Annotated in this window: 27 protein-coding genes; 15 read left to right on the top strand and 12 right to left on the bottom strand. The window is 69.7% G+C overall.

The window, feature by feature from the left end; translation table 11 throughout:
* Nucleotides 1-7: 7 nt before the first annotated feature.
* On the top strand, nt 8-169 hold the full coding sequence (locus VD964_RS00925) for a LuxR C-terminal-related transcriptional regulator (protein ID WP_324864687.1): 162 nt from the start codon (nt 8-10) through the stop codon (nt 167-169).
* 96 nt (nt 170-265) lie between these two features.
* Here VD964_RS00925 and VD964_RS00930 read toward each other — a convergent pair whose 3' ends face one another.
* On the bottom strand, nt 266-1,183 hold the full coding sequence (locus VD964_RS00930; protein WP_324864594.1) for a glycosyltransferase family A protein: 918 nt from the start codon (nt 1,181-1,183) through the stop codon (nt 266-268).
* A gap of 53 nt (nt 1,184-1,236) precedes the next feature.
* Nucleotides 1,237-2,136, bottom strand: a complete 900-nt coding sequence (gene gcvA, locus VD964_RS00935; protein WP_324864596.1) for a transcriptional regulator GcvA — start codon at nt 2,134-2,136, stop codon at nt 1,237-1,239.
* Nucleotides 2,137-2,263: 127 nt separating this feature from the next.
* Here gcvA and VD964_RS00940 point away from each other — a divergent pair, with 127 nt between their 5' ends.
* The 14 genes from VD964_RS00940 to VD964_RS01005 all read left to right on the top strand — a co-directional run bounded on the left by VD964_RS00940 (nt 2,264) and on the right by VD964_RS01005 (nt 15,774).
* On the top strand, nt 2,264-3,922 hold the full coding sequence (locus VD964_RS00940; RefSeq protein ID WP_324864598.1) for a thiamine pyrophosphate-binding protein: 1,659 nt from the start codon (nt 2,264-2,266) through the stop codon (nt 3,920-3,922).
* 168 nt (nt 3,923-4,090) lie between these two features.
* Complete coding sequence (locus VD964_RS00945) at nt 4,091-5,587, top strand: aldehyde dehydrogenase family protein (protein WP_324864600.1); 1,497 nt, start codon at nt 4,091-4,093, stop codon at nt 5,585-5,587.
* Nucleotides 5,588-5,686: 99 nt separating this feature from the next.
* Nucleotides 5,687-6,910: a hypothetical protein gene (locus VD964_RS00950; protein WP_324864602.1), complete on the top strand. Its 1,224-nt coding sequence runs from the start codon at nt 5,687-5,689 to the stop codon at nt 6,908-6,910.
* Nucleotides 6,911-7,126: 216 nt separating this feature from the next.
* The gene (locus VD964_RS00955; RefSeq protein WP_324864604.1) at nt 7,127-7,966 is read left to right on the top strand and encodes a motility protein A; all 840 of its coding nucleotides are present in this window, start codon (nt 7,127-7,129) and stop codon (nt 7,964-7,966) included.
* Nucleotides 7,953-8,828, top strand: a complete 876-nt coding sequence (locus tag VD964_RS00960) for an OmpA/MotB family protein (RefSeq protein WP_324864606.1) — start codon at nt 7,953-7,955, stop codon at nt 8,826-8,828. Before VD964_RS00955 ends, VD964_RS00960 begins: the two co-directional genes overlap by 14 nt.
* Before the next feature lie 263 nt (nt 8,829-9,091).
* Nucleotides 9,092-10,564 (top strand): F0F1 ATP synthase subunit beta, encoded by a 1,473-nt coding sequence (gene atpD, locus VD964_RS00965; RefSeq protein WP_324864608.1) that lies wholly within the window; start codon nt 9,092-9,094, stop codon nt 10,562-10,564.
* 152 nt (nt 10,565-10,716) lie between these two features.
* The gene (locus VD964_RS00970) at nt 10,717-11,166 is read left to right on the top strand and encodes a F0F1 ATP synthase subunit epsilon (RefSeq protein ID WP_324864610.1); all 450 of its coding nucleotides are present in this window, start codon (nt 10,717-10,719) and stop codon (nt 11,164-11,166) included.
* Nucleotides 11,163-11,441 (top strand): AtpZ/AtpI family protein, encoded by a 279-nt coding sequence (locus VD964_RS00975; protein ID WP_324864612.1) that lies wholly within the window; start codon nt 11,163-11,165, stop codon nt 11,439-11,441. The genes VD964_RS00970 and VD964_RS00975 overlap by 4 nt, the downstream gene beginning before the upstream one ends.
* 4 nt (nt 11,442-11,445) lie before the next feature.
* Nucleotides 11,446-11,733 carry an ATP synthase subunit I gene (locus VD964_RS00980; RefSeq protein ID WP_324864614.1) on the top strand — a complete coding sequence of 96 codons (288 nt, stop codon included), beginning with the start codon at nt 11,446-11,448 and terminating at the stop codon, nt 11,731-11,733.
* On the top strand, nt 11,730-12,404 hold the full coding sequence (locus VD964_RS00985) for a F0F1 ATP synthase subunit A (protein WP_324864616.1): 675 nt from the start codon (nt 11,730-11,732) through the stop codon (nt 12,402-12,404). Before VD964_RS00980 ends, VD964_RS00985 begins: the two co-directional genes overlap by 4 nt.
* Nucleotides 12,405-12,409: 5 nt before the next feature.
* Nucleotides 12,410-12,649 carry a F0F1 ATP synthase subunit C gene (locus VD964_RS00990; protein ID WP_014249776.1) on the top strand — a complete coding sequence of 80 codons (240 nt, stop codon included), beginning with the start codon at nt 12,410-12,412 and terminating at the stop codon, nt 12,647-12,649.
* A gap of 23 nt (nt 12,650-12,672) precedes the next feature.
* Nucleotides 12,673-13,446, top strand: coding sequence for a F0F1 ATP synthase subunit delta (locus tag VD964_RS00995; RefSeq protein WP_324864620.1), 774 nt, complete (start codon nt 12,673-12,675; stop codon nt 13,444-13,446).
* Nucleotides 13,409-14,938, top strand: a complete 1,530-nt coding sequence (locus VD964_RS01000; RefSeq protein WP_324864622.1) for a F0F1 ATP synthase subunit alpha — start codon at nt 13,409-13,411, stop codon at nt 14,936-14,938. Before VD964_RS00995 ends, VD964_RS01000 begins: the two co-directional genes overlap by 38 nt.
* Nucleotides 14,935-15,774: a FoF1 ATP synthase subunit gamma gene (locus tag VD964_RS01005; protein WP_324864624.1), complete on the top strand. Its 840-nt coding sequence runs from the start codon at nt 14,935-14,937 to the stop codon at nt 15,772-15,774. Before VD964_RS01000 ends, VD964_RS01005 begins: the two co-directional genes overlap by 4 nt.
* 150 nt (nt 15,775-15,924) lie before the next feature.
* Here the strand turns inward: VD964_RS01005 and xdhC are convergent, their stop codons facing one another.
* From xdhC to VD964_RS01055, 10 genes are all read right to left on the bottom strand, one after another.
* Nucleotides 15,925-16,782: a xanthine dehydrogenase accessory protein XdhC gene (xdhC, locus tag VD964_RS01010; protein WP_324864626.1), complete on the bottom strand. Its 858-nt coding sequence runs from the start codon at nt 16,780-16,782 to the stop codon at nt 15,925-15,927.
* A complete protein-coding gene (gene xdhB, locus VD964_RS01015) occupies nt 16,779-19,283 on the bottom strand; it encodes a xanthine dehydrogenase molybdopterin binding subunit (RefSeq protein ID WP_324864628.1) in 2,505 nt (834 codons plus the stop codon). The genes xdhC and xdhB overlap by 4 nt, the downstream gene beginning before the upstream one ends.
* Nucleotides 19,276-20,748 carry a xanthine dehydrogenase small subunit gene (gene xdhA, locus VD964_RS01020; RefSeq protein ID WP_324864630.1) on the bottom strand — a complete coding sequence of 491 codons (1,473 nt, stop codon included), beginning with the start codon at nt 20,746-20,748 and terminating at the stop codon, nt 19,276-19,278. The genes xdhB and xdhA overlap by 8 nt, the downstream gene beginning before the upstream one ends.
* A gap of 312 nt (nt 20,749-21,060) precedes the next feature.
* Entirely contained in the window at nt 21,061-21,720 is a 660-nt protein-coding gene (locus tag VD964_RS01025) for a hypothetical protein (protein ID WP_324864632.1), read from the bottom strand.
* Between the two features lie 62 nt (nt 21,721-21,782).
* Nucleotides 21,783-22,802: a cytochrome d ubiquinol oxidase subunit II gene (gene cydB / locus VD964_RS01030; RefSeq protein WP_324864634.1), complete on the bottom strand. Its 1,020-nt coding sequence runs from the start codon at nt 22,800-22,802 to the stop codon at nt 21,783-21,785.
* 5 nt (nt 22,803-22,807) lie between these two features.
* Nucleotides 22,808-24,205 (bottom strand): cytochrome ubiquinol oxidase subunit I, encoded by a 1,398-nt coding sequence (locus VD964_RS01035; protein WP_324864636.1) that lies wholly within the window; start codon nt 24,203-24,205, stop codon nt 22,808-22,810.
* Nucleotides 24,206-24,385: 180 nt separating this feature from the next.
* Nucleotides 24,386-25,012, bottom strand: coding sequence for a MarC family protein (locus tag VD964_RS01040; RefSeq protein ID WP_324864638.1), 627 nt, complete (start codon nt 25,010-25,012; stop codon nt 24,386-24,388).
* A gap of 65 nt (nt 25,013-25,077) precedes the next feature.
* Nucleotides 25,078-25,770: a DUF2161 domain-containing phosphodiesterase gene (locus tag VD964_RS01045; RefSeq protein WP_324864640.1), complete on the bottom strand. Its 693-nt coding sequence runs from the start codon at nt 25,768-25,770 to the stop codon at nt 25,078-25,080.
* The gene (locus tag VD964_RS01050; protein WP_324864642.1) at nt 25,767-26,087 is read right to left on the bottom strand and encodes a CcdB family protein; all 321 of its coding nucleotides are present in this window, start codon (nt 26,085-26,087) and stop codon (nt 25,767-25,769) included. The genes VD964_RS01045 and VD964_RS01050 overlap by 4 nt, the downstream gene beginning before the upstream one ends.
* Nucleotides 26,084-26,275, bottom strand: a complete 192-nt coding sequence (locus VD964_RS01055) for a type II toxin-antitoxin system CcdA family antitoxin (protein ID WP_324864644.1) — start codon at nt 26,273-26,275, stop codon at nt 26,084-26,086. Before VD964_RS01055 ends, VD964_RS01050 begins: the two co-directional genes overlap by 4 nt.
* Between the last annotated feature and the right edge of the window lie 16 nt (nt 26,276-26,291).

Below are 26,291 nucleotides of genomic sequence, written 5' to 3' on the forward strand. Positions count from 1 at the left end.
CAAGGAGATCGCGCGCGAAATGCTGATGACCGAGGATCTGGTCAAGCTGCACGTGCGCCACATCATGCAGACCATCAACGTCCGCAACCGCACCCAGGCCGCCCTGTGGGCCGCCCAGAGCGGCATCATCCAGGAGATGGAATATTTCCTGGAGCGGACCGTCCCGTAGGATCCGGCTGCCTCAGGGCTCGGCGTCGCCGACCTTGCCGTCCAGCGCCATGCCGCCGCTGCACCATCGCGGCGGTGGCGGCGGGGTGACGGAGGCTTACGGCTGCCGCAGGATCGCCTGCTGGAATCGCAGCACCCGGTTGTCGACGATCTGGTCGAGCACCGATCGCGATTCACCGAAGACAGGTTCGGTCCAGCGTTTCGCCTTGGTTGCGGAGGCCACCGCTTCGCACAGGGACGGAAAGCTGAAGCTGCCGCCGCCCGGCGGGGCGCCCGCCAGCAGATTGGCCAGCGCCGTCCCCTCCATCTGGGTCAGATGGGGATAGAAATCGGCGATCAGCCCCTTGCGGATGCGATAGACCGCAGAGGCCGTGCCGGTGACGTTCCTGGACAAGGCGGTCGGGTGGCGGCGGTAGCGCAGCAGGGGCTTCTTCACATTGGTGAAGACGGCACCGGCGCGCATGAAATCGATCCAGAAGGCGAGATCACCGCCCGACACATAGGCTTGGTTCCAGCGAATCCGATTCTTCATGACGAATTCGCGGCGGAACAGAGAGGTGGCGTCGAAGACGTTTCGCGCCGCCTCCAGGAACAGCGCCTTGATATCGCAATCGGCGACGGCGGCGTCGCTCGCCCCGGTGGCGTCGCCGAACATCTCCAGATCCGCACCGCAGACCGTCACCTCAGGTCGGCCGTCCAGCACCGCCACCTGCAGCGCCAGGCGATCGGGTGCCGAAATGTCGTCGCTGTCCATGCGCGCGACATACTCCCCCTCCGCCAGCGCCAGTCCGACGTTGAGGATGCCCGACAGGCCGAGCTGCACGGGGTTGCGGAAGACCTTCAGCCGCGAATCCCTCATGGCAAGCACCCGGTCGGCGGTCCCATCGGTCGATCCGTCGTCCAGCACCAGAAGCTCGAAGTCACCGTAAGTCTGGGCCAGGATCGACTCCACGGCCTCCTCGACATACGCCGCCGTGTTCCAGGCCGGCAGCAGAACCGAGACGCGCGGAGCCATTCAACCATCCTCGAAACAGAATCAGCCCAACCATGCGTGGAAAAGCGCTCGTATCATACCGCACATCCGCGCGCCTCCGCCAGAAGCCACTGCCGGAAGGCGGCGAAGGGCGGGTGGTTGGCCTTACCGCGGGGGTGGACGAGGTAATAGGCCCGTGCGCTGCGATGCGGCCGGTCGATGGCCGGAACCAGGGTGCCGTCCTCAAGCTCGGCGCGGACCAGCAAGGTCGGCAGCAATGCCACGCCCAGCCCGGCTTCCGCCGCCTGGGCGGTCGTGGCGAACTGTTCGAACACCATGCCGGCACCGGGACGGGGCGCGAGGCCCTGGGCCGACAGCCATTCATTCCACGCGTCGGCGCGGGTGCTGGTGTGCAGCAGCGGCAGCGACGGCAGATCCGCCGGCTCCGCCACCGGATGCGCCGCGAGGAAGGCGGGCGAGCAGACCGGCAGCACCTCCTCGTCCAACAGATGGTCGCAGACGGCGTCGGGCCAGTCGCCGAACCCGTAATGGATGGCGGCATCCAGATCGTGGAGGCGGAAGTCGAAGGGCGCCAGCTTGGTGGTGAAGTGGATCGTCACCTGCGGGTGCGCCGCCTGGAAGGCCGGCAGCCGCGGCACCAGCCAGCGCGTGCCGAAGGTCGGCAGGATGGCGAGGTTCAGCACGCCGCCCTTGGGCGCCGCGATGGTCCGCACGGTGGCCGCCGCGATCTGGCGCAACGCGTCGCGGATCGGATCGGCATAGAGCGCGCCGGTCGGGGTCAGCGTCACCCGCTGGCCCTTGCGGGTGAACAGCGCGGTGCCGATCTGGTCCTCCAGCGCCTTGACCTGCCGGCTGACGGCCCCTTGCGTCAGCGACAGTTCCGCCGCCGCCGCGGTGAAGCTGCCGGTGCGGGCCGCCGCTTCGAAGGCGGTCAGCATGCTCATGGAGGGGAGGAGGCGGCGCTGCAGATCCATGACCGCTTCATTACCAAAGCTCATGACGGCAGGAAAGAAAGTCGTTTGCGCCCTGGCGCGCGGCACGGCACGGTCGGTATCCTGGAGATCCGGAATATTCCCATAGGCAGGGCGGGGCGGCATCGCGATGAAGACCGGTGGTCAGTTGATCGTCGAAGCGCTGGAGGCGCAGGGCGTGCGGCGGGTGTTCGGCGTGCCGGGCGAGAGCTATCTCGCCGTGCTGGACGCCCTGCACGACAGCCCGATCGAGATGGTCGTCTGCCGCCACGAAGGCGGCGCGGCGATGATGGCGGAGTCGCAGGCGAAGCTGACAGGCCGTCCCGGCGTCTGTCTCGTCACCCGCGGCCCCGGCGCCACCAACGCCGCCTCCGGCATCCATGTCGCCCAGCAGGACGAAACCCCGCTGGTCGTGCTGGTCGGCCAGATCGAACGCGGCATGCGCGGCCGCGACGCCTTCCAGGAGGTCGATTACGGCAAGCTGTTCGGCGGCATGTGCAAGTGGGTCGCCGAGATCGACAGCGCCGACCGCGTGCCGGAGATGATTTCCCGCGCCTTCCACACCGCGATGTCCGGCCGGCCCGGCCCGGTGGTGCTCGCCTTGCCGGAAGACACGCTGACCGAAACCGCGGCCGTCAAGGCAGCCCCGCGGGCGGAGCCGGTCGACAGCGCCCCCACCCCCGCCCAACTGGCCGCCTTCGGCGATCTGCTGGGCAAGGCGGAACGGCCGCTTCTGGTCGTTGGCGGTTCCCGCTGGACGGAGGAGGCGGTCGCGGCCCTTCAAGGCTTCGCCGAGCGGCTGTCGCTGCCGGTGGCGGTCACATTCCGCCGCCAGATGCTGTTCGACCACTGCCACCCGCTCTATGCCGGCGACATCGGGCTGGGCATCAACCCAAAGCTGGCGGCGCTGGTCAGGGACAGCGACCTGCTGATCCTGCTGGGCGACCGCTTCTCCGAGGTGCCGTCGCAGGGCTACGATCTCCTGGGCATCCCCGATCCCGGCAAGGCGGTCGTCCACATCCATCCCGGTGCCGACGAAATCGGCCGCGTCTTCCGCCCGACCCTAGGCATGGTCGCCACCCCGGCAGCCTTCCTTGATGCGATGGCCGGCCTGTCCGCGACGGCCAAGCCCGCCTGGGCCGCCCGCGCCGAGGCGGCCCATGCCGCTTACGATGCCTGGAGCACCCCGCCCGACGCCATTCCCGGCGATGTGCAGATGGGCCGCATCATGGCTTGGCTGGACGAGCGGCTGGAGCATGACGCCGTCTTCACCAACGGCGCCGGCAACTACGCCACCTGGATTCACCGGTTCCACCGCTTCCGCCGCTTCGGCACCCAGGTGGCGCCCGCCTGCGGCTCGATGGGCTACGGCCTGCCGGCCGCCATCGCCGCCAAGCTGCAGCACCGCACCCGCGACGTTCTGTGCTTCGCCGGCGACGGCTGCTTCCAGATGACCGGGCTGGAGTTCGGCACCGCCATGCAGGAAGGCGCCGCCGTCATCGTGCTGCTGGTCGACAACGGCATGTACGGCACCATCCGCATGCACCAGGAGCGCGAGTATCCCGGCCGCGTGTCCGGCACGATGCTGAAGAATCCGGATTTCGCCGCCTTCGCCCGCGCCTATGGCGGCCATGGCGAAACGGTGGAGACCACCGACCAGTTCGCCCCGGCCTTCGAACGCGCCCGCGCGTCCGGCCTGCCGGCGATCATCCACATCAAGCTCGACCCCGAAGCCCTGACCCCAAGCCGGACCCTTTCGGAGATCCGTGCGGCGGGAAAGGGGAAGTGAGTTAACCCTCCCACCACTCAAGTCCCCTCTCCCCCCTGGGGAGAGGGTTAGGGTGAGGGGGACGCACCGCAGGATTTTCGCAAACGTCCCGCGACGCATCCCCCTCACCCCGTCCCTCTCCCCAAGGGGGAGAGGGGGAGTTCTATACAGACCCAAGGAGCCACCCCGGTGCAGCACAGCGACATCCTCTCCCGTTTCGGCCTGACCTCCAGCGGAGCCGGGCTCACCGCCCGTTCGCCGGTGGACGGCGCCACGCTCGCCACGGTGGCGGAGACCGCGCCGTCGCAGGTGTCGGACATCGTCGCCAACGCCGCCCGCGCCTTCGAGGCGTGGCGCTCGGTGCCGGCCCCGCGCCGCGGCGAGCTGGTCCGCCTGCTGGGCGAGGAGCTGCGCGCCGCCAAGGAGGATCTCGGCCGTCTGGTTTCGCTGGAAGCCGGCAAGATCTACCAGGAAGGCCTGGGCGAAGTGCAGGAGATGATCGACATCTGCGACTTCGCCGTCGGCCTGTCGCGCCAGCTCTACGGCCTGACCATCGCGTCGGAGCGTCCGGGCCATTCGATGCGCGAGACCTGGCATCCGGCCGGCCCCTGCCTCGTCATCTCCGCCTTCAACTTCCCGGTGGCGGTGTGGTCGTGGAACGCGGCGCTGGCGCTGGTCTGCGGCGACCCGGTCGTCTGGAAGCCGTCGGAGAAGACCCCGCTGACCGCCGCCGCCTGTCAGGTGATCTTCGACCGCGCCGTCGCCCGCTTCGGCGACGCGCCGGCCAACCTGTCCCAGGTCGTCCAGGGCGGGCGTGAGATCGGCGAGGCGCTGGTCGCCCACCCCGGCTTCCCCATCGTCTCGGCCACCGGCTCCACCCGCATGGGCCGCGAGGTCGCCAAGGTGGTGGCGGAGCGCTTCGGCCGCTCGATCCTGGAGCTGGGCGGCAACAACGCCATGATCGTGGCGCCGTCGGCCGACCTCGACATGGCCCTGCGCGCCATCCTGTTCTCCGCCGTCGGCACCTGCGGCCAGCGCTGCACCACGCTGCGCCGGCTGATCGTCCACCGCTCGGTCAAGGACCAGCTCCTGCCGCGCCTGAAGGCGGCCTATGCCTCCGTTTCCATCGGCAGCCCGCTGGAGTCCGGCGTGCTGATGGGTCCGCTGGTCGACGCCGACGCCTTCAAGGCGATGCAGCGCGCGCTGGAGGCCGCGAAGGCCGAGGGCGGCACGGTGACTGGCGGCGAGCGCACGCTGACCGACCGCTTCCCCAACGCGTACTACGTCACGCCGGCCATCGTCGAGATGCCGGCCCAGACCGAGGTGGTCCGGCACGAGACCTTCGCGCCGATCCTCTATGTCCTGACCTACGACACGCTGGAGGAGGCCATCGCGCTTCAGAACGCGGTGCCGCAGGGCCTGTCCTCCTGCATCTTCTCCACCGATATCCGTGAGACGGAGCGCTTCCTGTCGGCCGCCGGGTCCGACTGCGGCATCGCCAACGTCAACATCGGTCCCAGCGGTGCGGAGATCGGCGGCGCCTTCGGCGGCGAGAAGGAGACCGGCGGCGGCCGTGAATCCGGCTCCGATTCCTGGAAGGCCTACATGCGCCGCCAGACCGCGACGGTGAACTACTCCTCCGCGCTGCCGCTCGCCCAGGGCATCAAGTTCGAGATCATGGGCTGATCGGCGTCTGAGGCACACCACCCCGCGGCGTCATCGCCCCTTGCGACCGGCACAGCCCGGCGCGACACTTCCGCCATGAACGGTCGGGAGCATGGGGCGATGGCGGACGCGGCAGGACATACGCCTCTGGCACGCCTGCAAAACTTGCGGGCGTCGCCGGAGCCGCTGGCGGCGCTGCTGGCCGATCTCCGCGGGATCGAGCATGGCGGCGATCCGCGTTTCGCCATGACACTCGACCATTATCTGGAAAGCTGGCTGGGCAGCCAGCCGCGCGAGGTGTTCCGGCTCGCCGGCCCCCGCCTGCTGATCCTCGCCCCGGCCGAAGCCGCTCCGCTGCTCGACGCCGGAGCCAGGGCGCTGGCACACACCCTGTTGTCGCACGGCTTCGGCACGCTCCGCACCGCCCACTACGACATGGCGACGGAAGCCGAGCGCCTGTTCGCCGACCTGTTCCCCAACGATGTCACCGCGGCCCTGCGCGAAGCGGCCGAACGCGCGCCGACCGCGGCGCTCGCCCATCTGCTGGAGGTGGAGCGGGTCCTGCACGGCGCCGACATCGACAGCATCGTTCGCGAACAGCCGGTCTGCTCCTTCGCGGAGCCCCGCGCAGCGGTGGTCACCACCGAACTGGCCATATCGCTGGAAGAATTGGAATCGCGGCTGTCCCTGTCGCTGCGCAGCGATTCCTGGCTGCGGCACGAGGTGGCGGTGCGGCTCGACCGCGGGCTGTTGCGCCATATCGCCCGCGACCGCAGCCGCGATCCCCGCCCCTTCGCCGTCGACCTGCACACCGCCACCGTGCTGGACGACGGCTTCGACGAACTGGCACGCGCCATCCCCGCGGAGATGCGCGGCCGGATCACCGCGGAGCTTCCCTGCTGGGAACTCTCCCTCGCCCCGGCGCGGGTGGTCACGGCGGCCGGACGGCTGGCCGACGCCGGCTTCGCGGTGGCGTTGGACCATGTGCCGCTGGCGGCGTTGGCCGGGCTTGATCTCGGCGGGCTGGAGCCGGCTTTCATCAAGACACAGTGGATTCGCGGAGCCTCCGAACTGCTGACCGCCGCCGTAGAGCGTTTCGGCGCCGGGCGGCTGGTCCTCTGGCGCTGCGACGAGCCGCCGGCGCTGGAAACCGGCCACGCATCCGGGGTCGTCCTGTTCCAGGGCCGCGCGGCGGATGCCGCCTCTGCCGCACCCTGGCACCCGAGCGAAAGCGTGCCGCCCCCCGTGGCGGAGGAACCGGAAGAGCCCGCCCCATCCGAAGCAGCAGAACCCACCCAGCCCCCACCCCCCGGCCTGCTCGGCCGCCTGTTCGGACGCGGCTGACCGCCGCAGGACGCTGCCGCTTCCAATGAGCCGATCGTTTGGAAAGCCCCTCACCCCAACCCGCGGGTCGGCAAAACGCCGTTGGCGTTTGGCCGATCCCGCCCCGCAAGGGGAGAAGGGCTTTCTTCGCGGCGCAGCACCCACCGCCCCCCGATTGACAGCCGGTCATTACGGGTTCCTAATAGTTAAAATGCCAATGAACGACGAAGGCGTCGGATGTCCATCCAAACGCCCGGCCAAGCGGCCACCAAGCCCGCACCCTCTGCGGCGTCCTCCCGCCCCGCCCGCCTGCTGAATGCGACGGCCGTCGGCCTTCTCGGTGCGGTCGGCCTGCTGTCCTACATCGGGCTCGGCCACGGGATGGAAGCGCTGTGGAACCCGACCGGCGCGGTCATCATCGCCGGCGGCATCGCCGTTTCCGCCCTGATGGCCTTCCGGGCGAGCGAGCTGCGCGCCGCCCTCGCTGCCCTCCGCACCATCTTCCGGGACGACGAGTCCATTGCCGCCGACATCGCGGAGCTGGTGGCCTTCTCCCGGCTCTACCAGCGCGGCCAGATCCAGCGGGCCGAGGAACAGGGGACCAGGGCCGGCAGCCCGTTCCTGCGGCTGGGGCTGCAGCTGATCGCCGACGGCACGCCGGTCAACGACATCCTGCATGTGATGAACTGGCGCATTCAGAAGCTGATCGAGCAGGAATCGGTGCAGTCCCGCCTGTTCCGCACGCTGGCCGGCCTCGCCCCCGCCTTCGGGCTTCTGGCGACGCTCGTCGGGCTGATCGGCATGATGGCGCAGCTGGGCACCGCCACCATCGCCCAGGTGGGCGAGCACATGTCGGTCGCGCTGGTGGCGACGCTCTATGGCGTGGTGCTGGCCAACCTCGTCTTCAAGCCGATCGCCATCAAGCTGGAACAGCGCACCGCCCGGCGGGTGGCGATGCTGAACGTGCTGCTGGAGGGCATCATCCTGGTGCGGCTCGGCCGCTCGCCGACGGTGATCGCCGACGCGCTGGCCGAATTCGTGCGCGAACGCGGGGACGAACTCCATGGCACCTCGTGACGACAGGCCCCAGAACGGCGGTTTCGCGCCGGACGATGCGGAGGATCTCGCCTCCCCCACCTGGGCGGCCGGCATAGGAGCCGGCAACGTCCTGCCGCAGGCCGGCGCGGAGGAGGATCAGGAAATCTGGCTGCTCAGCTACTCCGACCTCGTCACGCTGCTGCTGTCGGTGTTCGTCATGCTGCTGGCGATCACCAGCCTGAAGGACCAGCTGCCGACCACGCCGCAGCCGGAAACTCCGGCCATCGCCCTTCACGCCCCGCAGGCGCTCCCGCCCCTGTTCGACGAGCCGGTGCCCGTACCGACGACGGATCCCGCGCCGCCCGACCCGCGGCCGCGCCTGGACGATGATGAGGTCGCGGTGACGGCGCCCGAACGGGTGGCGGAGCGCTGGCGCGAGACCCTCGCGGGACTGGGCGTTCCGCGCAGCGTGGCGGTCGACGTGCGGCAGAACCGGGTCGGGATCGTCATCGGCGAAGGCATCCTCTTCGCCCCCGGACAGGCGGAGCTGACGCCGGGCGGCGACGGGCTGCTGCGCCGGCTGGCCCCGACGCTGGCGGCCACCCGCGGCGACATCGTGGTGGAGGGGCACAGCGACTCCACACCGATCGGCAACCGCCGCTTCCCCTCCAACTGGGAGCTGTCGGGCGGCCGGGCGGCCAGCGTGGTGCGGCGGCTGATCGAGCTTGGACTGCCGCCGGACCGGCTGTCGGCGGTGGGCTTCGCCGATACCCGGCCGCTCTCCACCGGTGCCGACCCGGTCTCGATGGCGCGCAACCGCCGCGTCGCCATCACCATCCAGGCTGATGGCCTCCCGGATGGCTTCCCGGCGGCGCAGGAGCCCGGCCGGGCGATTCCATAGGGGCAGGGTTTGATTTGACGCAATGCCGCAACGCAACGAAGGGGGCTATGCTGGGATCCGGTGGTCGATCTGGTTGACGCATTGCCCTCCACCCCCCACGGCGCCGCCCCACGGGAGAATTCCACGGGAGCATCCAGGCGCCCCTTCCCCCGCCAGCCGGGGGAAGGTCGGGTGGGGCCTCGATGCAGTCGCTCTGCCGCGGCACTGCCGCAACCGCCACCATTTTTCACGGTTCCCGTCCCACTCAACCGGCCGGAGTGACCATGTCCGTTCAAACCTCCGCGCGACCATCCGCCGATCCGTCCGCCGCCCCACCTGCCGCCCCGGAATCCGACTCGGCTCCGGGCCGGGTCGTGGCGGTCCGCGGGTCGGTCATCGACATCCGCTTTCCCGAAACGGCCCTGCCGCCGCTGTTCGACGCGGTGGAAATTCTGTGGGACGGTCCCGAGCGGCTGGTGGCGGAGGTGCAGAGCCATCTCGACGGCGCCACCTTGCGCGCCATCGCACTGCAGGGCACCTCCGGCCTGCGGCGGGGCACGCCGGTCCGCTCCACCGGCGGCCCGCTGACCGCCCCGGTCGGCGAGGCGGTGCTGGGCCGGCTGATCGACGTCATGGGGCTGGCGCGCGACGACGGGCCGGAGCTGCCGCCCGACACGCCGCGCGCGCCGATCCACCGCCCGCCGCCGCCGCTGGCCCGGCGCAGCCCGCGCCGCGACCTGATGGAGACCGGCATCAAGGTGATCGACCTGCTGGCCCCGCTGGCCCGCGGCGGCAAGGCCGCGATGTTCGGCGGCGCCGGGGTCGGCAAGACCGTGCTGGTGATGGAGCTGATCCGCAAGATGGTGGAGCGCCACACCGGCATCTCCGTCTTCGCCGGCATCGGCGAGCGCTCCCGCGAGGGGCAGGAGCTGTGGGAGGAGATGAAGCGCTCCGGCGTGCTCGACCGCACCGCGCTCGTCTTCGGCCAGATGAACGAGCCGCCGGGCGCGCGCTGGCGCGTCGGCCTGACCGCGCTGACCATCGCCGAGCATTTCCGCGACGAGGAAATGCTGGACGTGCTTCTGCTAATGGACAACGTCTTCCGCTTCGTCCAGGCCGGTGCGGAGGTGTCGGGCCTGCTGGGCCGCCTGCCGTCGCGAGTCGGTTACCAGCCCACGCTGGCCAGCGAGATCGCCGAACTGGAGGAGCGGGTCGCCTCCACCCCCGGCGCAGTGGTGACGGCGATCCAGGCGGTCTATGTCCCGGCCGACGACTTCACCGATCCCGCGGTGGCGGAGCTGTTCAGCCATCTCGACAGCTCCATCGTGCTGTCGCGCGCCATGGCGGCGGAAGGGCTCTATCCGGCCGTGGATCCGCTGAGTTCGACCTCCAGCCTGCTCGATCCGCTGGTGGTGGGGGAGGCGCATTACCGTCTGGCGGAGGATGTGCGCAAGACCATCGCCCATTACCGCGAACTGCAGGACGTCATCGCATTGCTGGGCATGGAGGAGCTGAGCACCGCCGACCGTCTGGCCGTGCGCCGTGCCCGCCGCCTGCAGCGCTTCCTGACCCAGCCCTTCCTGGTGACGGAGGCCTTCACCGGCCATGGCGGCGTCAGCGTGCCGCTGGAGGAGACGCTGAAGGGCTGCCGCGCCATCCTGGACGGCGAAGGCGACGACTGGGCCGAAAGCGCCTTCTTCATGACCGGAACCCTGGACCAGGTCCGCGAGCGCGACCGCGCCGGGAGGGGAGCATGAGCGCAGACCTACGGATGTCCCCCTCTCCCCCCCGGGGAGAGGGTCGGGGTGAGGGGGAAGCGCTGCGGGGTTTTCCCAAAGGTCCCGCCACGTATCCCCCTCACCCTAACCCTCTCCCCAGGGGGGAGAGGGGACTCGAGCATGCGCGAGAGTTGTCCCTCATCGTCACCACCCCCACCTCCGTCGCCGCCCAACTCACCGGCCTCCGCCACCTCCGGGCGGAAGACGCCAGCGGCGCCTTCGGCATCTGGCCCGGCCATGCCGACCTGCTGACCGCCCTGGCGATCTCCGTCATCAGCTGGCGCACCGCCGACGGGCGCGAAGGCCACTGCGCTGTGCGCGGCGGGGTGCTGACCATCCGCGACGGCGCCCGGATCGCCGTGGCGACGCGCGAAGCGGTGGTCGGCGACGACCTGCACGCCCTGGAACGCGACGTGCTCGCCCGCTTCCGCCGCAACCGCGAGGAGGAAGGGGAGGCGCGCAGCGGCGCCCGCCGCATGCATCTGGCCGCGATCCGCCACATCCTCGCCTATCTGCACCCCGACCGACGGCCCTCCGGCCCCTTCGCCCCCACTCCCGACGGCGGGGAGGAGGCGCCATGAGCGACGGACAGGATCCGCTTCCCGGCAGCGTCCGCCGCCGGCGCGAACGGCAGGAGCGCTGGACCCGTGAAGGCGAACGGCCGATGGGCCGCAACCTCGCCCTGATCGGGGCGCTGGGCTGGCTGGTGATCGTGCCGACGCTGGCCGGCCTGTTCGCCGGGCGCTGGCTCGACGAACGGGCGGGCGGCGGAATTTTCTGGACGGCGGCGCTGCTGTTCGCGGGCGTGGTGCTCGGCGGATGGCTCGCCTGGACCCGTATCGAGCAGGAGCGCTGAGGTGATGACCGCCCCCTATCTTCTTCCCATTCTGACCGGGGCGCTGGCGGGGCTGGCGTTGGGAACCGTGTTCTTCCGCGGTCTGGCCGCGACCGCCCGGCTCTATGTGGCCGGCGGGGTCCGGCGCGCGGTTCCGCTCTATCTGCTCCGGCTGGCCGCCGCCACCGCCGGCTTCACCATCGCCGCCCTGTGGGGCGGGGCGGAGGCGCTGCTGGCGATGCTGGCCGGATTCCAGCTGGCCCGCAGCCTCGTGGTCCGGCGCGAAAAGCGGGCGGAGGCGGGAACGCCATGACGGATTCCCCCCTGACGACGCCGGTTGTCTTCCTGCTGGGACCGATCCCGGTCACCTTGCCGGTCGTCGTCACCTGGGGACTGATGGCGGCGATGGTGCTGGGCGCCGCGCTGGCGACCCGGCGGCTGCGGGTGGAGCGGCCGGGCCGCGTCCAGACCGTGCTGGAGCTGGTGGTGGAGACCCTGCGCCGGCAGATCGCCGAGACGATGCAGGCCGACGCCACGCCCTTCCTGCCGCTCCTGGGCACGCTGTTCCTCTATCTGGCGGTCGCCAACCTGTCCGGGCTGGTGCCGGGGCTGAAGGCGCCGACCGCCTTTCTGGAGACGGCGGCGGCGCTGGCGCTGGTCGTGCTGCTGGCGTCGCAGGCGCTGGGAATCCGCCGCCGCGGCCTGTGGCCCTACCTGAAGGGCTTCGCCCACCCCACCCCGCTGCTGCTTCCGCTGAACATCCTGTCGGAACTGACGCGCGCCTTCTCGCTGTCGGTCCGCCTGTTCGGCAACGTGATGAGCGGGGAGTTCGTCATCGCCATCGTGCTGTCGCTGGCCGGCCTGTTCGTGCCGGTGCCGCTGATGGCGCTGGAACTGCTGCTGGGTCTCGTGCAGGCGTACATCTTCACCGTGCTGGCCGCGGTATTCATCGGCGGCGCGGTCGGAACAATAGAAAAGGGATAGCAATCATGGATGTCCATTCGATCAGCATCCTCGGCGCCGCGCTGGCCGTCTCGGTCGGCGCCATCGGGCCGGCCCTGGCGGAGGGACGCGCCGTCGCCGCCGCGATGGAGGCCATCGCCCGCCAGCCGGAAGCCGCCAACACCCTGTCGCGCACCCTGTTCGTCGGTCTGGCGATGATCGAGACGATGGCGATCTACTGCCTCGTCGTCGCCCTGCTGCTGCTGTTCGCCAACCCCTTCGCCTGACCCCGGCAATTCCGGAGCCCGTCATGCACATCGACGGTTGGACGATCCTGCTCCAGGCGGTCAATTTCCTGATCCTGGTCTGGCTGCTGCGCCGCTTCCTCTACCGCCCCGTCCTGGCGGTGATCGCCGAGCGGCAGGCCGCCACCGAGCGCGTCCGCAGCGAGGCGGAGGCCGCGCGCCAAGCCGCCGAAGCCGCGCGCCGGACCCTGGAGGACCAGCGCGCAACCCTGCCGGCCGAACGCGACCGCCTGATCGCCGCCGCCCGCACCGAGGCGGAGGCCGAACGCGCCGCCCTGCTCGACCGGGCGCGGGGCGAGGTCGACCATGCGCTGGAGGAGGCACGTGCCCGGCTGGCGGAGGAACGGGCGCAGGCGCTGGGCGCCCTGCAGCGCCACGCCGCCGCTCTCGGCACCCAGTTGGCGACCCGCCTGCTGCGCGACGCCCCGGCACGCGCCCTGACCCGTCCCCTGCTGGAGGAGGCCTGTGCGGCGGTGGAGGCGCTGCCCGCCGCCCAGCGCCATGCCCTGGCGGATGGGGTCGAGGCGGTGCCGGTACGCGTTGCCGCGGCCGCCCCGCTGCCGGACGAGGACGCCGCCCATACCCGCGACCGGCTGTCGGCGGCATTGGGCCGGCCGGTGGCGCTGGAACTGACCGAGGATCCGTCGCTGATCGCCGGTGTGGAGCTGCATTTCGCCCACAGCGTCGTCCGCCGCAGCTGGAAGCAGAGGCTGGCCGAGGCGAATGAGGAGATGACCCGTCATGACTCCGCAAGAACCGATGCCGACCCCGTCGCTTGAGGACGCGCTCGACGCCTGGATGCCGGGCGCGCTGCGCCGGCTGGACGGGCTGGATACCACTGCGCGGCTGGAATCGGTCGGGCGGGTGGAGTCGGTCGGCGACGGCATCGCCCATGTCGCCGGCCTGCCCGACGTGCGGGTGGACGAGCTGCTGCTGTTCCCCGGCGGGGTCGCCGGGCTCGCCATGGATCTGGATGACCGGATTGGCTGCATCCTTCTGGGCGATGCCACGCAGGTCGCGGCCGGCGGCACCGTCCACGGCACCGGAACGGTGCTGCGCGTGCCGGTCGGCGACCGGCTGATGGGGCGGGTGGTCGATCCGCTCGGCAACCCGCTGGACGACGGTCCGCCCATCGAGGCCGACGGGTGGGAGCCGGTGGAGCGTCCCGCTCCGACCATCGCCGAGCGCGCGGCGGTGTCCGAACCGCTGCTGACCGGCACCGCGGTGATCGACGCGATGTTCCCGCTCGGCCGCGGCCAGCGCGAGCTGCTGATCGGCGACCGCGCCACCGGCAAGACCGCCATCGCGGTGGACGCCATCCTCAACCAGACCGACGGGGATGTGTTCTGCGTCTATGTCGCCGTCGGCCAGAAGGCGTCCGGCGTGCGCGCGGCGATCGAGGCGGTGCGCCAAGGCGGCGCCGCGGCGCGCACCCTGTTCGTCATCGCCGCCGCCGATTCCGCCCCCGGCCTGCAATGGCTGGCGCCCTATGCCGGCTTCACCATGGCCGAGCATTTCCGCGACAGCGGCCGGCACGCCCTGGTGATCGTCGACGACCTGACCAAGCATGCGGCGGTCCACCGCCAATTGTCGCTCCTGCTGCGCCGTCCGCCGGGGCGCGAGGCCTATCCGGGCGACGTCTTCTACCTGCACAGCCGCCTGCTGGAACGGGCGGCCAAGCTGACGCCCGCCAAGGGCGGCGGGTCGCTGACCGCGCTGCCCATCGCCGAGACCCAGGGCGGCAACCTGTCGGCCTACATCCCGACCAACCTGATCTCCATCACCGACGGGCAGGTCTGCCTCGACGCCAAGCTGTTCTACGAGGGGCAGAAGCCGGCGGTGGACATCGGCCGCAGCGTGTCGCGCGTCGGCGGCAAGGCGCAGCCGCCCGCCCTGCGCACGCTGGCCGAACCGTTGCGGCTCGACTACGCCCAGTTCCTGGAGCTGGAGGTCTTCACCCGCTTCGGCGGTCTGGTGGACGAACGCACGCGCAAGGCGGTGGAGCATGGCCGGCGCATGCGGGCCCTGCTGGCGCAACGGCACCTGTCGCCCCGCCCGCTGGCGGTCCAGGCGGCGCAGCTGCTGGCGCTGGCCGACGGCACGCTGGACCGGCTGCCGCTGGAAGCGATGCCGCGCTTTCAGGCGGCACTGGCCGGCTTGGTCGCCGCCCACCCGCCCAGGATCGGCGATACGCTGGACGACGCCACCAAGTCGGCGCTGCGCGACCTGATCGCGCAGGCTGTCTCGGGCCTGACCGGAGCGGCGCCATGACCGAACGGCTGGCGGAGGTCGAGGCCCGGCGGGCCAGCGTGCAGGATCTGGAGGCGGTGACCGACGTCATGCGCTCGCTCGCCGCCATGCGGCTGCAGCAGGCGCTCGGCACGCTGGCCGGCACCCGCGCCTATGCCGAGGTGATCGCCGGAGCGCTGGCCCAGGCCGCGGCCTTGCTGGACGATGCGCCGCCGCAATGGCCCGTCAACGGACACGGCCATTGCGCGTGGGTGCTGTTCGCGCCGGAACACGGCTTCGTCGGCGCCTTTACCGAAAAGCTGGTCGATGAGGCGCTGGCTGCACCGCCGGGCTGCGCGCTGTGGGTGGCGGGGTCGCGCGGCGCCGCCCTGCTGGAGGAACGCGGTCGCCCGCCGGCCTGGGCCACGGCGATGGCGACCAACACCGACGCCGTCACCGCCACCGCCCGGCGCATCGCCGAGGCGCTCTACCAGGCGGCGGCGGACGGGCGGCTGGGCCGGGTGGAGCTGCTCTACGGCCGCACCAACGCCGGCGCGCCGCCGGAGCTGGTGCGCCGCCCCCTGCTGCCGCTCGGCCTGCCGCAAGACGGCGCCCGGACGGTGCCGCCGCTGATCAACATGCCGCCGCGCGACCTGATCGCCCGGCTGGTGGACGAGTATATCTTCGCCCTGCTGGCCGATGCCGCGATGGAGAGCTTCGCCGCGGAGAACGCAGCGCGCCTCTCCACCATGATGACGGCCCGCCACAACATCGAAACCACGCTGGACGAGCTGACCGCCACGGCACGCCACCTGCGCCAGGAACAGGTTACGAATGAACTGATCGAACTGGTGTCGGGAGCCGAGGCGATGGGGTGACAAACACCCTCTCCCGCCACAGTCCCTTCTCCCCCCTGGGGAGAAGGTTAGGATGAGGGGGTTCGGCGCAGCCGAAGAAATCCTCGAAGCGGTCCCCCCTCACCCCGACCCTCTCCCCGCTGTCGGCGGACCGGAGGTCCGCCTGTCGCGTCAGCGCAAACGAAGTTTGCGCGTGAGCGGGGGGGAGAGGGAGATTTGGGCGGGTTTAGCAAACGCCACCAGTAGTTCAGCCGCCACCAGCGCCGCGATCACCTCCGGCCGCTTGTCACCGGTCAGCGCGGCACCGATGGGGCAGGTCAGTCCCTCCAGCGCGTGCACGTCCCGCCCGCGCGCCCGGAACCAGCGCTCGAACTTCGCCCGCTTCGTCGCGGAACCGATCATGCCGACATAGGCGGCGTCGCCCCGGCGCAGCGCCGCCTCGGCAATCTCGAAATCCAGGGCGTGGCTGTGGGTCAGCACCAGATAGCCCGCCCCGGCCGGTGCCCCCGCCAGCGGGTCGAGCGGGCTGTCGGTCAGGATGCGCTCCACCCCCGCCGGGATCGTCTCGGGGAACTCCTGCGCCCGGCCGTCGATCCACTGCAGGCGCAGCGGCAGCGGCGCGAAGGCTGTCGCCATGGCCCGTCCGACATGGCCGGCCCCGAACAGCAGCAGCGTCGGCCGCGCCTCCCGCGCCCGGTTCTCCCGTTCCTGCAACGCGGCGACGGTGCCGTCGTCGGCCCGCTCCAGCCGCAGCACGACATGCCCGCCGCAGCACTGGCCGGTCGCCGGCCCCAGCGGAAGGTCTAGCGTCTCAAGGTGAGTGCCGTCCTCCAGCATCCGCCGCGCGGTGGCGATGGCGGTCCATTCCAGCCGTCCGCCGCCGACCGTGCCGGCGCAGGCCTCCCGCCCCACCAGCATGCCGGCCCCCTCCTCCCGCGGGGTGGAGCCGCGCGCCTCGGCGACGGTGACGAGGATGGCGGATGCGCCCTGGGACAGCCAGTCGGAGAGGGTGGTGGAGAGGGAGGTCATGCCGGTTCGGGGGAGAGTGGCAAGGTGTCTTGCCCCCTCCCCGACCCTCCCCCGCTTTCAGCGGGAGAGGGGGCCTTTTGCGAGGCGGCGGCAGTTCCCTCCACCGCCAACGGCGGGGGAGGGTTAGGGAGGGGGCATTCGCCGCCATTTCGCACCCGCTCCCGCAGTCCCGCGATGCAGCTCAACACCCGCTCCGGCGTGGCGGGCGCGTCCAGCCTCGGGCAAATCCGGTGCCCGGCGACACTCGCCACCGCATCGGACAGCGCGTGGAACACCGACATGCCCAGCATGAAGGGCGGCTCGCCCACCGCCTTGGAGCGGAAGATGGTGTCCTCGCGGTTCGGCGCATTCTCCAGCAGCGCGACGTTGAAGATGCGCGGACGGTCCGAACAGGCCGGGATCTTATAGGTGCTGGGCGCATGGGTGCGCAGGCGGCCCTGCCCATCCCACCACAGCTCCTCCATGGTCAGCCAGCCCATGCCCTGGACGAAGCCGCCCTCGATCTGCCCCTTGTCGATGGCCGGGTTCAGCGATCGGCCGCAGTCGTGCAGGATGTCCACCCGGTCGACGACATACTCGCCGGTCAGCGTGTCCACCGTCACCTCGGCGCAGGCCGCACCATAGGCGAAGTAGTAGAACGGCGTGCCGCGCCCCGCCGCGCGGTCCCAATGGATCTTCGGCGTCTTGTAGAAGCCGGTGGCCGACAGCTGCACCCGCGCCATATAGGCGGCACGGACCAGATCGGCAAAGCTCATGTCCTGGTCGCCGACCAGCACCCGGTTGCGCTCGAACCGCACCGCCTCGGGCACCACACCCCATTTCTCCGCCGCGAAGGCGACCAGCCTCTCCCTGATGGTGCGGGCCGCCGCCTGTGCCGCCTTGCCGTTCAGGTCGGAGCCCGACGACGCCGCGGTGGCGGACGTGTTGGGCACCTTGCCGGTGCTGGTGGCGGTCGCGCGGATGGTGGAGATGTCGACCTGGAACTCCTCCGCCACCACCTGGGCGACCTTGGTGTAGAGCCCCTGCCCCATCTCGATCCCGCCATGGTTCAGCTGGATGCTGCCGTCGGTGTAGACATGGACCAGCGCGCCGGCCTGATTGTAGTGGCTGGCGGTGAAGGAGATGCCGAACTTCACCGGCGTCAGCGCCAGCCCCTTGCGCAGGATGCGGCTCTTGGCATTGAAGGCGCGGATCTCCTCCCGGCGCGTCCAATAGCCGCTGCTTTCCTCAAGCTGCGCGATCAACTCCGGCAGGATGTTGTCGGTGACGGTCTGGTGATAGGGCGTCAGGTTGCGGCCGTCCCTCTCGGGATCGGTGCCGTAGAGGTTCCGCTTGCGGATCTCCAGCGGGTCCTTGCCCAGCGCGAAGGCGATCTCGTCGATCACCCGCTCCGCCGCGACCATGCCCTGCGGGCCGCCGAAGCCGCGGAATGCCGTGTTGGATACCGTGTTGGTCTTCAGCGGCAGCGATTCCAGCCGCGCCGCCGGATAGAAATAGCCGTTGTCGGCATGGAACAACGCACGGTCGGTCACCGGCCCCGACAGGTCGGCGGCATAGCCGGCCCGTGCCGCGAACAGCATGTCCACGCCCTGGATCAGCCCGCTGTCGTCGAAGCCGACGCGATAGTCGATCTCGAAATCATGGCGCTTGCCGGTGACCTGGAAATCGTCGTCGCGGTCGGGACGCAGCTTGGCGGCGCGGCCGGTGCGCTTGGCGACCAGCGCGGTGCAGGCGGCGAACAGGTTCGACTGCGTCTCCTTGCCGCCGAAACCGCCGCCCATCCGCCGAACCTCCACCGTCACCGCGGCGTCCGGCACGTCCAGAACATGGGCGACGATGTGCTGCACCTCCGTCGGGTGCTGGGTGGAGACGTGGATCAGCACCTCCTGGTCCTCGCCGGGCACCGCCATGGCGATCTGGCTTTCCAGATAGAAATGCTCCTGCCCGCCGATGGCGAGCCGCCCCTCCACCCGATGCGGCGCCTCGGCCAGCGCCGCATCGGCGTCGCCGACCCGCAGCGTCATCGGCGGGGTGACGAGTGTCCGCTCGCCGTCGCGGGCGGCGGCGATGGTGAGGACGGCGGGCAGTTCCTCATACTCGATCACCGCCAGTTTGGCGGCGCGGCGGGCCTGATCACGGGTTTCGGCGGCGACGGCGAAGATCGGCTGGCCGACATGCTCGACCAGGGATGAGGCGAACAGTGGCTCGTCATGCTTGCCCATGCAGCCGATGTCGTTCACCCCCGGCACGTCGCCAGCGGTGAAGGCCGCGACGACGCCCGGAGCCTGCCTGACCGGCGACAGGTCGACGGAGCGGATGCGCGCATGCGCCCGGCTGCTCAGCCCCAGATAGACATGCAGCAACCCGGCCGGCTCGGCGATGTCGTCGACATAGACCGCTTCGCCGCTGACATGCTTATGCGCACTTTCATGCCGGCGCGGGTCATGGACGGCTCCTTCGATACGCGCCGCAGGCACGATTGGGGTTGTGACGTCAGGCATGTGCAAGCCTCCGGTCGCCGACCAGGCGGGTATCCGCCGCCGGGTCGCTGGTCTCGACATACAGCTTCATCAGCAAATTCGCGGCCACCATGGAGCGATAGCCCGCGCTGGCCCGCCAATCGCTTAGCGGCGTGTAGTCGCCGGCCAGTGCGTCCATCGCCTGGGTCACGGTTTCCTCCGTCCAATGGCGGCCCAGCAGCACCGCTTCGGCCCCGCTGGCGCGTTTCGGCGTGCCGGCCATGCCGCCGAAGGCGATGCGGATGTCGGCGACGCGGCCCTCGCCGTCCAGCGTCAGGCGGAAGGCGCCGCAGACGGCGGAGATGTCCTGGTCGAAGCGTTTGGCGATCTTGTAGGCACGGAAGCGCACGCCCGCCGCCGGCTTGGGCAGGATCACCGCCTCGACGAATTCGCCCTCGCGGCGGTCCTGCTTGCCGTATTCGATGAAGAAATCCTCCAGCGGCAGTTCCCGCGTCTCTCCGCCGCGGCGCAGGCGCAACGTGGCGCCGCAGGCGATCAGCGCCGGCGGCGTGTCGCCGATGGGGGAGCCGTTGGCGATGTTGCCGCCGATGGTGCCCATGTTGCGCACCTGCTCCGCCCCGATGCGGCGGATCAGCTCGCCGAAATCGGGATAGAGCGCAGCGATCCGCTCCGCCGCGTCGCTGTAGGTCACGCCGGCCCCGATCACCAGCGCGTCGCCGCGATCCTCGATTCGCCGCAGGTCGCGGACCCGGCCGGTGTAGATCACCGTCGCCAGCACGCGTTGGAACTTGGTCACCCACAGCCCGACATCGGTCGCCCCGGCCACGATGGTGGCGCCGGGATTGTCCAGCAGGAGCTGCGCCAGCTGCGGCACGGTGGCCGGCGCCAGGAAGCGGCGCCCACCGGCCCCGACGCTGAGGATCTCCTCGTCCCGCAGCGCCTTCAGCTTCCCCGCCATGGCATCCCGGTCGGCGAAACGGTCGGCATCCCGGTCGCCGATCCCGTACATGGCGTGGGCAGCGCGGACGATCGGCTCATAGCCGGTGCAGCGGCACAGGTTGCCGGCCAGCGCGTCGTCGATCCGCTGCCCGTCGGGTCGGTCCTCGTTCAGGTAGAGCGCCAGCAGCGACATGACGAAGCCCGGCGTGCAGAATCCGCATTGCGAGCCGTGGCAATCGACCATCGCCTGCTGAACCGGGTGCAGCGCGCCGTCCGGTCCCTTCAGATGCTCCACCGTCAGCAGCCGGCAGCCGTCCAGCGTGGCGAGGAAGCGGATGCAGGCGTTCACCGCCTCGTAGCGCAGCGTGTCGCCGTCCAGCCGTCCGACCACCACGGTGCAGGCGCCGCAATCGCCCTCCGCACAGCCTTCCTTGGTGCCGACCCGCCGTTCCGACAGCCGCAGCCAGTCCAGCACCGTCAGGGTCGGATCGACCGCGTCGATCTCCCGAAGCTCGTCGCCGAGATAGAAGCGGAGGCGCTGGCGCATGGCTGCTCCCGATGAACTGGTGACGATGTGACGCAGTATTTCACCGACGTCGACTCTGTCACCAGATCGGCAGCGCGGGAAAGAGTTTCAAATGATTTGCGAAGGAGGTGGGGCTTGCCCCCTCCCCATCCCTCCCCCGCTCTCAGCGGGCCTTTGGCCCGCCTGTCGCGTCAGCACAAAGCTTAGCTTTGTGCGAGAGCTTCGCGGGAGAGGGGGCAGGACGCTTGGCGGCGTAACTCTATGCAAAGCGGCGGCAGTCCCCTCTCCCGCGAAGCGGGGGAGGGTTAGGGAGGGGGCATTCGAAGCCAACCCTCACGCACTCCCCTCCGGTATCATCGTCGCCAATCCCCCATCAGCCCGCACCGACGCCAACGTCAACGCATGCCAGTAGAGGTCCAGCAGCGCCGCCGGCATGCCGCCCTGCTCATGCCCTTCCATCGGCAGGATGGCGGCGGCGTGGGCCAGCGCCGCGGTGGCGGCGTTCGGGCTGCGCGACACCGCATCGCCCAGCAGCCCCAGCGTCTGGGCCAACGCCGCGGCGTCGAACCGCAAAAGGGCCGGCGCCACGGTGATCTGCGCCTCTCCCCCACGCAGCCGGCCGACGGCGATGTAGACATGCAGAAGGTCGGGCCGATCCTCCGGCCGCAGCAGGGCGGCGACGATGCGGTTGCCGGTCAGCGGCCCGGTGCCGTCGAATTCGTACATCGTGGCGCGCTCGCCCTGACGGGTGGCGGCGAGGCCGGCAAGCCGGGCGGTCAGCGGCTCCCCGGCACGGCGGGCGGCCTCGTCGAACAGGGCGGGGTGGCTGCCGCCCTCGCTCAGCACCACCAGCGGCGCGTCGGTGGCCGCGGCGGCGGCCAGCAGCCGAGCCACAACGGCGAAGGGATCGCTTGCCGCTTCCTCCGGTCCGGTTTCCAGCAGGCCGGCGCCACGGCGCAGCATCGCCTCGGCAAAGCTGATGTCGATATCCATGGCCCCAACCCTTTCGCTTGCCTCGAAATCCGGCCTGTTTTAGGACGGGGCGCCTCCTCCGCTCAATGGTAACCGAAGCTGCCCGTCACCTTTCCGCGGAACACCCAATAGGAATAGGCGGTGTAGCCCAGGATCGACGGGATCAGGAACGCCATGCCGACCAGCAGGAAGACCTGCGTCTCCGGCGGGCTGGCCGCCTCCCACACGGTGACGCCGGGCGGAATCAGGTGCGGCCACAGGCTGATGGCGAGGCCGAGATAGGAGAGGGCGAACAGCGCCATCGACAGCACGAAGGGCGCCACCTCCCGGCTGTTGTCGATGGCCCGCCACAGGGCGAAGGCCAGCACCGCCGTGACGATCGGCACCGGCGACAGGAAGATCATGTTGGGCATGGAGAACCAGCGCTCGGCGATCTGCGGCAGCAGAAAGGGCGTCCACAGGCTGACCACCGCGACCCCGGCCAGCACCACCAGCATCAGCCCCCGCGCCATCCGATAGCACCAGTCCTGCAGCGGCCCGATGGTCCGCCAGATCAGCCACGTCGCCCCCAGCAGCGCATAGCCGACCACCAGCATTGCCCCGCAGAACAGGGCGAAGGGGGAGAGCCAGTGCAGCATGCCGCCGACGAACTGCCGCCCCTCCACCGGGATGCCCTGGATGAAGGACCCCAGGATGACCCCCTGCGCGAAGGTCGCCAGCAGCGACCCGAAGAAGAAGGAGCGGTTCCACCAATGCCGGCCCGCCCGCGCCTTGAACCGGAATTCGAACGCCACCCCGCGGAAGATCAGCGCGATCAGCATGACCAGCAGCGGAATGTACATCGCCGGCAGAACCACGGCATAGGCGATGGGAAAGGCGGCGAACAGCCCCGCCCCGCCCAGGATCAGCCAGGTCTCGTTGAAGTCCCAGACCGGCGCCACCGTGTTCATCATGGTGTCGCGGTCCTCCTCCGTCGGTGCGAACGGATACAGGATGCCGATGCCGAGGTCGAAGCCGTCCATCAGCACATACATGAACACCGCGAAGCCGACGATCCCGACCCAGATCAGGGTCAGAATGCTTCCTTCCGCAATCTCCTGCATGGGGGTCACTCCGCGGGTTCGATGGACTGGTCGGCGGCGGACAGCGGCCGTTTGGGCCTCTGCGCCTCCGGCGGCTGCTTGGCGTCATGCACATGGGTCGGGCCGATGCGCAGCAGGCGGATCAGGTAATAGGTGCCGGCGCCGTAGATGATGGTGTAGGCGACGACGAAGGACAGCAGCGATATCAGTGCCGCTTCCGTCGTCAGCGACGGCGTCACCGCATCGGCGGTGCGCAAGTGCCCGTAGACGACCCATGGCTGGCGCCCGATCTCGGTCGTGAACCAGCCGGACAGGATGGCGATGAAGCCGATCGGCATGCAGCCGACCAGCACGCGGAAGAACCAGTCGCTACTGTACAGCCGGCCGCGGAAGCGCAGCACCAGATGCACCACCGCCACCGTCAGCATCAGGAAGCCGATGGCGACCATCAGGCGGAAGGTCCAGAATATGATGCGCGGGTCGGGCCGCTCGTCCGCCGGGAACTGCTTCAGGCCGGGGACGCTGCCGTTGAAGTCGTGGGTCAGGATCAGGCTGGACAGCGCCGGGATGCCGATCTCCCAGTGGTTGGTTTCCTTCTCCACGTCGGGAATGCCGAACAGGATCAGCGGCGCGCGCGGGCCGCCCTCCCAATTGCCTTCCATCGCCGCGATCTTGGCCGGCTGGTGTTCCAGCGTGTTCAGGCCATGCTCGTCCCCTAAGAAGATCTGCAGCGGCGCCAGCACGGTGATCAGCGCCAGCGCCATGCTCAAGCCCAGCTTCGCATGGTCGAAATGGCGGCGCGTCAGCAGATAGAAGGCGCTGATGCCGGCGACCACGAAGCTGGTGGTCAGGAACATCGCAGTCACCATATGGGCGAGGCGATAGGGGAAGGACGGGTTGAACACCACCTGCCACCAGTCGGTGACGAAATAGCGGCCGTCCCGGATCTCGAAGCCGGCCGGCGTGTGCATCCAACTGTTGGCCGACAGGATCCAGAAGGAGGACAGCAGCGTGCCCAGCGCCACGAGGCAGGCGGCCATCAGGTGGATGCCGCGCGGCACCCGGTCACGCCCGAACAGCATGATGCCGAGGAAGGCGGCCTCGAGGAAGAAGGCGGTCACCACCTCGTACTGGATCAGCGGGCCCAGGACGTTGCCCACCGTGTCGGACCAGCGGCTCCAGTTGGTGCCGAACTGATAGGACATGACGATGCCGGACACCACGCCCAGACCGAAGGACAGCGCGAAGATCCGCGTCCAGAATTCCGACAGGCTGCGGTAGATGCCCTTGCCGGTGCCGACCCAAAGCGCTTCCAGCAGCGCGATCCAGCAGGCAAGTCCCACCGTAAAGCTGGGAAACAGGATGTGGAAGGAGATCGTGAACGCGAACTGAATCCGCGACAGGATCAATGGATCGAGTTCCATGGCCGCCGCCTCTTTTTGTTTGGGCGCGTGGAAACGCACACGCCGGGCAGGTGCCCGGCGCCGATGTGGCAAGAGGCGATGTAGAGTGAGCGACTGCCGTGGAAAGGGGACTAGTCTTTCAGGCTTAAACCCGACAGCACAAGGGATTGGAGGGGCATACGGAGTGTTGGGGCCGGCCGGTCACTGGGGCGGATAGACCGCGGTGATGCCGGAAATGATCGTTTGCGCCGCCAGCGCCGCCAGCACGATGCCCAGGACCCGGCTAACCGTGTGGATCACCGTGCGGCCAAGCAGCCGCCCGACCCGGTCGGCGCCCAGCAGGATCAGCGTCACCCCGCCGATCACCGTCGCCGCCGCCCCCAGCACGCTGACCTGTCCCGCCACCGTGCCGCCGGTGCGGTCCATCAGCAGCAGGATGGAGGTGATGGCGCCCGGTCCGGCGATCAGCGGCACCGCCAGCGGGAAGACGGCGATGTCGTGGGCGTCCTCGTCGGTCATCGCCTCGCCGGTGTCGCGCTCCTTCCGTTCGGAGCGTTTGGCGAACAGCATCTCGAAGGCGATCCAGAACAGCAGCGCGCCGCCGGCGATGCGGAAGGCCGGCATCTCGATCGACAGGGTCTGCAGCACCACCTTGCCGAAATAGGCGAAGAAGACCAGCACCACGAAGGCGATGGCCGTGCCGCGCAACGCGATGATGCGCTTGTGGCGGTCTTCGAATCCGCGGGTCAGCGCGATGAACAGCGGCACCAGCCCGGGCGGATCGACGACGACGAAAAAGACGACGAGATTGCTGATGTAGTCCGACAAAGCCGGCTCCAGCCTGTGCGTTCATGGTTTTGTGGCGCCGATCATAGGCTTGGCGGTGCGGGGTGTCACCCCTCCGCCAGCGCATGGGCGAACGCCTCCACCCCCTGCACACCCGCCGGGGTCAGGCCGTAGGTGCCGCGCCCCACCCGCTCGAACCAGCCATAGACGTTGCGCAGCAGCATCGGCCCGACATCCTTCGGCGCCCCCGCCTTGCGCAAGGCGGCGACGGTCAACGGCCCGTCGCGCAGCATGCGGGCGATGCGCAACGCGTCCTGGCGATAGGCGGTGACGATGGCGACGCGGGTCGACCCGCCCCGGTTGGGATCGCCGACCCGGCGGGCATGCTCGCCCAGCAGCCGGTGGGTGCGCTTCCTGTCCTTGCGCGGGCTGTAGGGAACCGGATCGAGCAGCACGGCGACGCGCTGCCCCTCCGCCAGCCCCGGATCGACCATCAGCAGGCCGAGGCCCAGCCGGCGGCAGAGCTTCTTCACGTCGCCGTCCAGCGGCGACGGCCCGGTCGCTTTGCGCCCCGGCTGCGGCACGGCGAGATAGACTCTGTCGCTGACCGCCAGCCGGTCCACCCCCTGCAGCACGAGATCGAGCGTGAAGCGCTTCTTCAACTCGACGATCACCGGCGGCTCGCCCCCGCGCGTGGCGACGAGATCGCAGCCATGGATCTCCGCCTTCACGTCATAGCCCTGAGCTTCGAGGAAGGCCTTCACGGGCGCGTAGAGGTCGGTTTCGGCGGTGACGGTCAAAAGTCGCCTGTCAGAACATCGATGGCGCGGCGGATGTCGGAATGGGCATCGGATGCGGACGCGACGACCGTGCCGATTTGCGCAACGGGCAAAGCGATGATCTGCGGCGTCGCGACGACGAATTGCTCGTTGCCGACCATGATTGACGGCATGATCTTTGGAATTGGAGTTTCAACTTCGGACGACCGGATCAACGGAACCACCACACGGGTTCTGTCGATACCGACGTAATCACCCTGAACGATCAAGAGATAGGGAATGGGGTGATTGTTCTTTCCCTTCGCCGCCGGATTGAGGCAAACGTCGAGAAATCTCATCCGAAGTTCCGGTACTCTTCACCAAAAAGACCAAGCCGGTCCACCAACGCGTCGTATGCGGCAAACGCCGCCCGATTGTCTTCCATCCATTTCTTCTTTTCGGCATCCATGGACGACACGCAAGATGCGTTTTCCAGCGTATCGGAAACGGGATGCTCATTCTTCTTGGTTGGATCGATCCTGGACATCGAACGGCTCCCGACC

This window comes from Azospirillum sp. (assembly GCF_035628975.1).
GTDB lineage: Bacteria > Pseudomonadota > Alphaproteobacteria > Azospirillales > Azospirillaceae > Azospirillum.

Bases quoted from the DNA above. Each gene is read 5' to 3' on its own strand.
- VD964_RS00930 (WP_324864594.1), bottom strand. From the start codon at position 1,183: ATGGCTCCGCGCGTCTCGGTTCTGCTGCCGGCCTGGAACACGGCGGCG.
- gcvA (WP_324864596.1), bottom strand. From the start codon at position 2,136: ATGGATCTGCAGCGCCGCCTCCTCCCCTCCATGAGCATGCTGACCGCC.
- VD964_RS00940 (WP_324864598.1), top strand. From the start codon at position 2,264: ATGAAGACCGGTGGTCAGTTGATCGTCGAAGCGCTGGAGGCGCAGGGC.
- VD964_RS00950 (WP_324864602.1), top strand. From the start codon at position 5,687: ATGGCGGACGCGGCAGGACATACGCCTCTGGCACGCCTGCAAAACTTG.
- VD964_RS00955 (WP_324864604.1), top strand. From the start codon at position 7,127: ATGTCCATCCAAACGCCCGGCCAAGCGGCCACCAAGCCCGCACCCTCT.
- VD964_RS00960 (WP_324864606.1), top strand. From the start codon at position 7,953: ATGGCACCTCGTGACGACAGGCCCCAGAACGGCGGTTTCGCGCCGGAC.
- atpD (WP_324864608.1), top strand. From the start codon at position 9,092: ATGTCCGTTCAAACCTCCGCGCGACCATCCGCCGATCCGTCCGCCGCC.
- VD964_RS00975 (WP_324864612.1), top strand. From the start codon at position 11,163: ATGAGCGACGGACAGGATCCGCTTCCCGGCAGCGTCCGCCGCCGGCGC.
- VD964_RS00980 (WP_324864614.1), top strand. From the start codon at position 11,446: ATGACCGCCCCCTATCTTCTTCCCATTCTGACCGGGGCGCTGGCGGGG.
- VD964_RS00985 (WP_324864616.1), top strand. From the start codon at position 11,730: ATGACGGATTCCCCCCTGACGACGCCGGTTGTCTTCCTGCTGGGACCG.
- VD964_RS00990 (WP_014249776.1), top strand. From the start codon at position 12,410: ATGGATGTCCATTCGATCAGCATCCTCGGCGCCGCGCTGGCCGTCTCG.
- VD964_RS00995 (WP_324864620.1), top strand. From the start codon at position 12,673: ATGCACATCGACGGTTGGACGATCCTGCTCCAGGCGGTCAATTTCCTG.
- VD964_RS01000 (WP_324864622.1), top strand. From the start codon at position 13,409: ATGACTCCGCAAGAACCGATGCCGACCCCGTCGCTTGAGGACGCGCTC.
- VD964_RS01005 (WP_324864624.1), top strand. From the start codon at position 14,935: ATGACCGAACGGCTGGCGGAGGTCGAGGCCCGGCGGGCCAGCGTGCAG.
- xdhC (WP_324864626.1), bottom strand. From the start codon at position 16,782: ATGACCTCCCTCTCCACCACCCTCTCCGACTGGCTGTCCCAGGGCGCA.
- xdhB (WP_324864628.1), bottom strand. From the start codon at position 19,283: ATGCCTGACGTCACAACCCCAATCGTGCCTGCGGCGCGTATCGAAGGA.
- xdhA (WP_324864630.1), bottom strand. From the start codon at position 20,748: ATGCGCCAGCGCCTCCGCTTCTATCTCGGCGACGAGCTTCGGGAGATC.
- VD964_RS01025 (WP_324864632.1), bottom strand. From the start codon at position 21,720: ATGGATATCGACATCAGCTTTGCCGAGGCGATGCTGCGCCGTGGCGCC.
- cydB (WP_324864634.1), bottom strand. From the start codon at position 22,802: ATGCAGGAGATTGCGGAAGGAAGCATTCTGACCCTGATCTGGGTCGGG.
- VD964_RS01035 (WP_324864636.1), bottom strand. From the start codon at position 24,205: ATGGAACTCGATCCATTGATCCTGTCGCGGATTCAGTTCGCGTTCACG.
- VD964_RS01050 (WP_324864642.1), bottom strand. From the start codon at position 26,087: ATGAGATTTCTCGACGTTTGCCTCAATCCGGCGGCGAAGGGAAAGAAC.
- VD964_RS01055 (WP_324864644.1), bottom strand. From the start codon at position 26,275: ATGTCCAGGATCGATCCAACCAAGAAGAATGAGCATCCCGTTTCCGAT.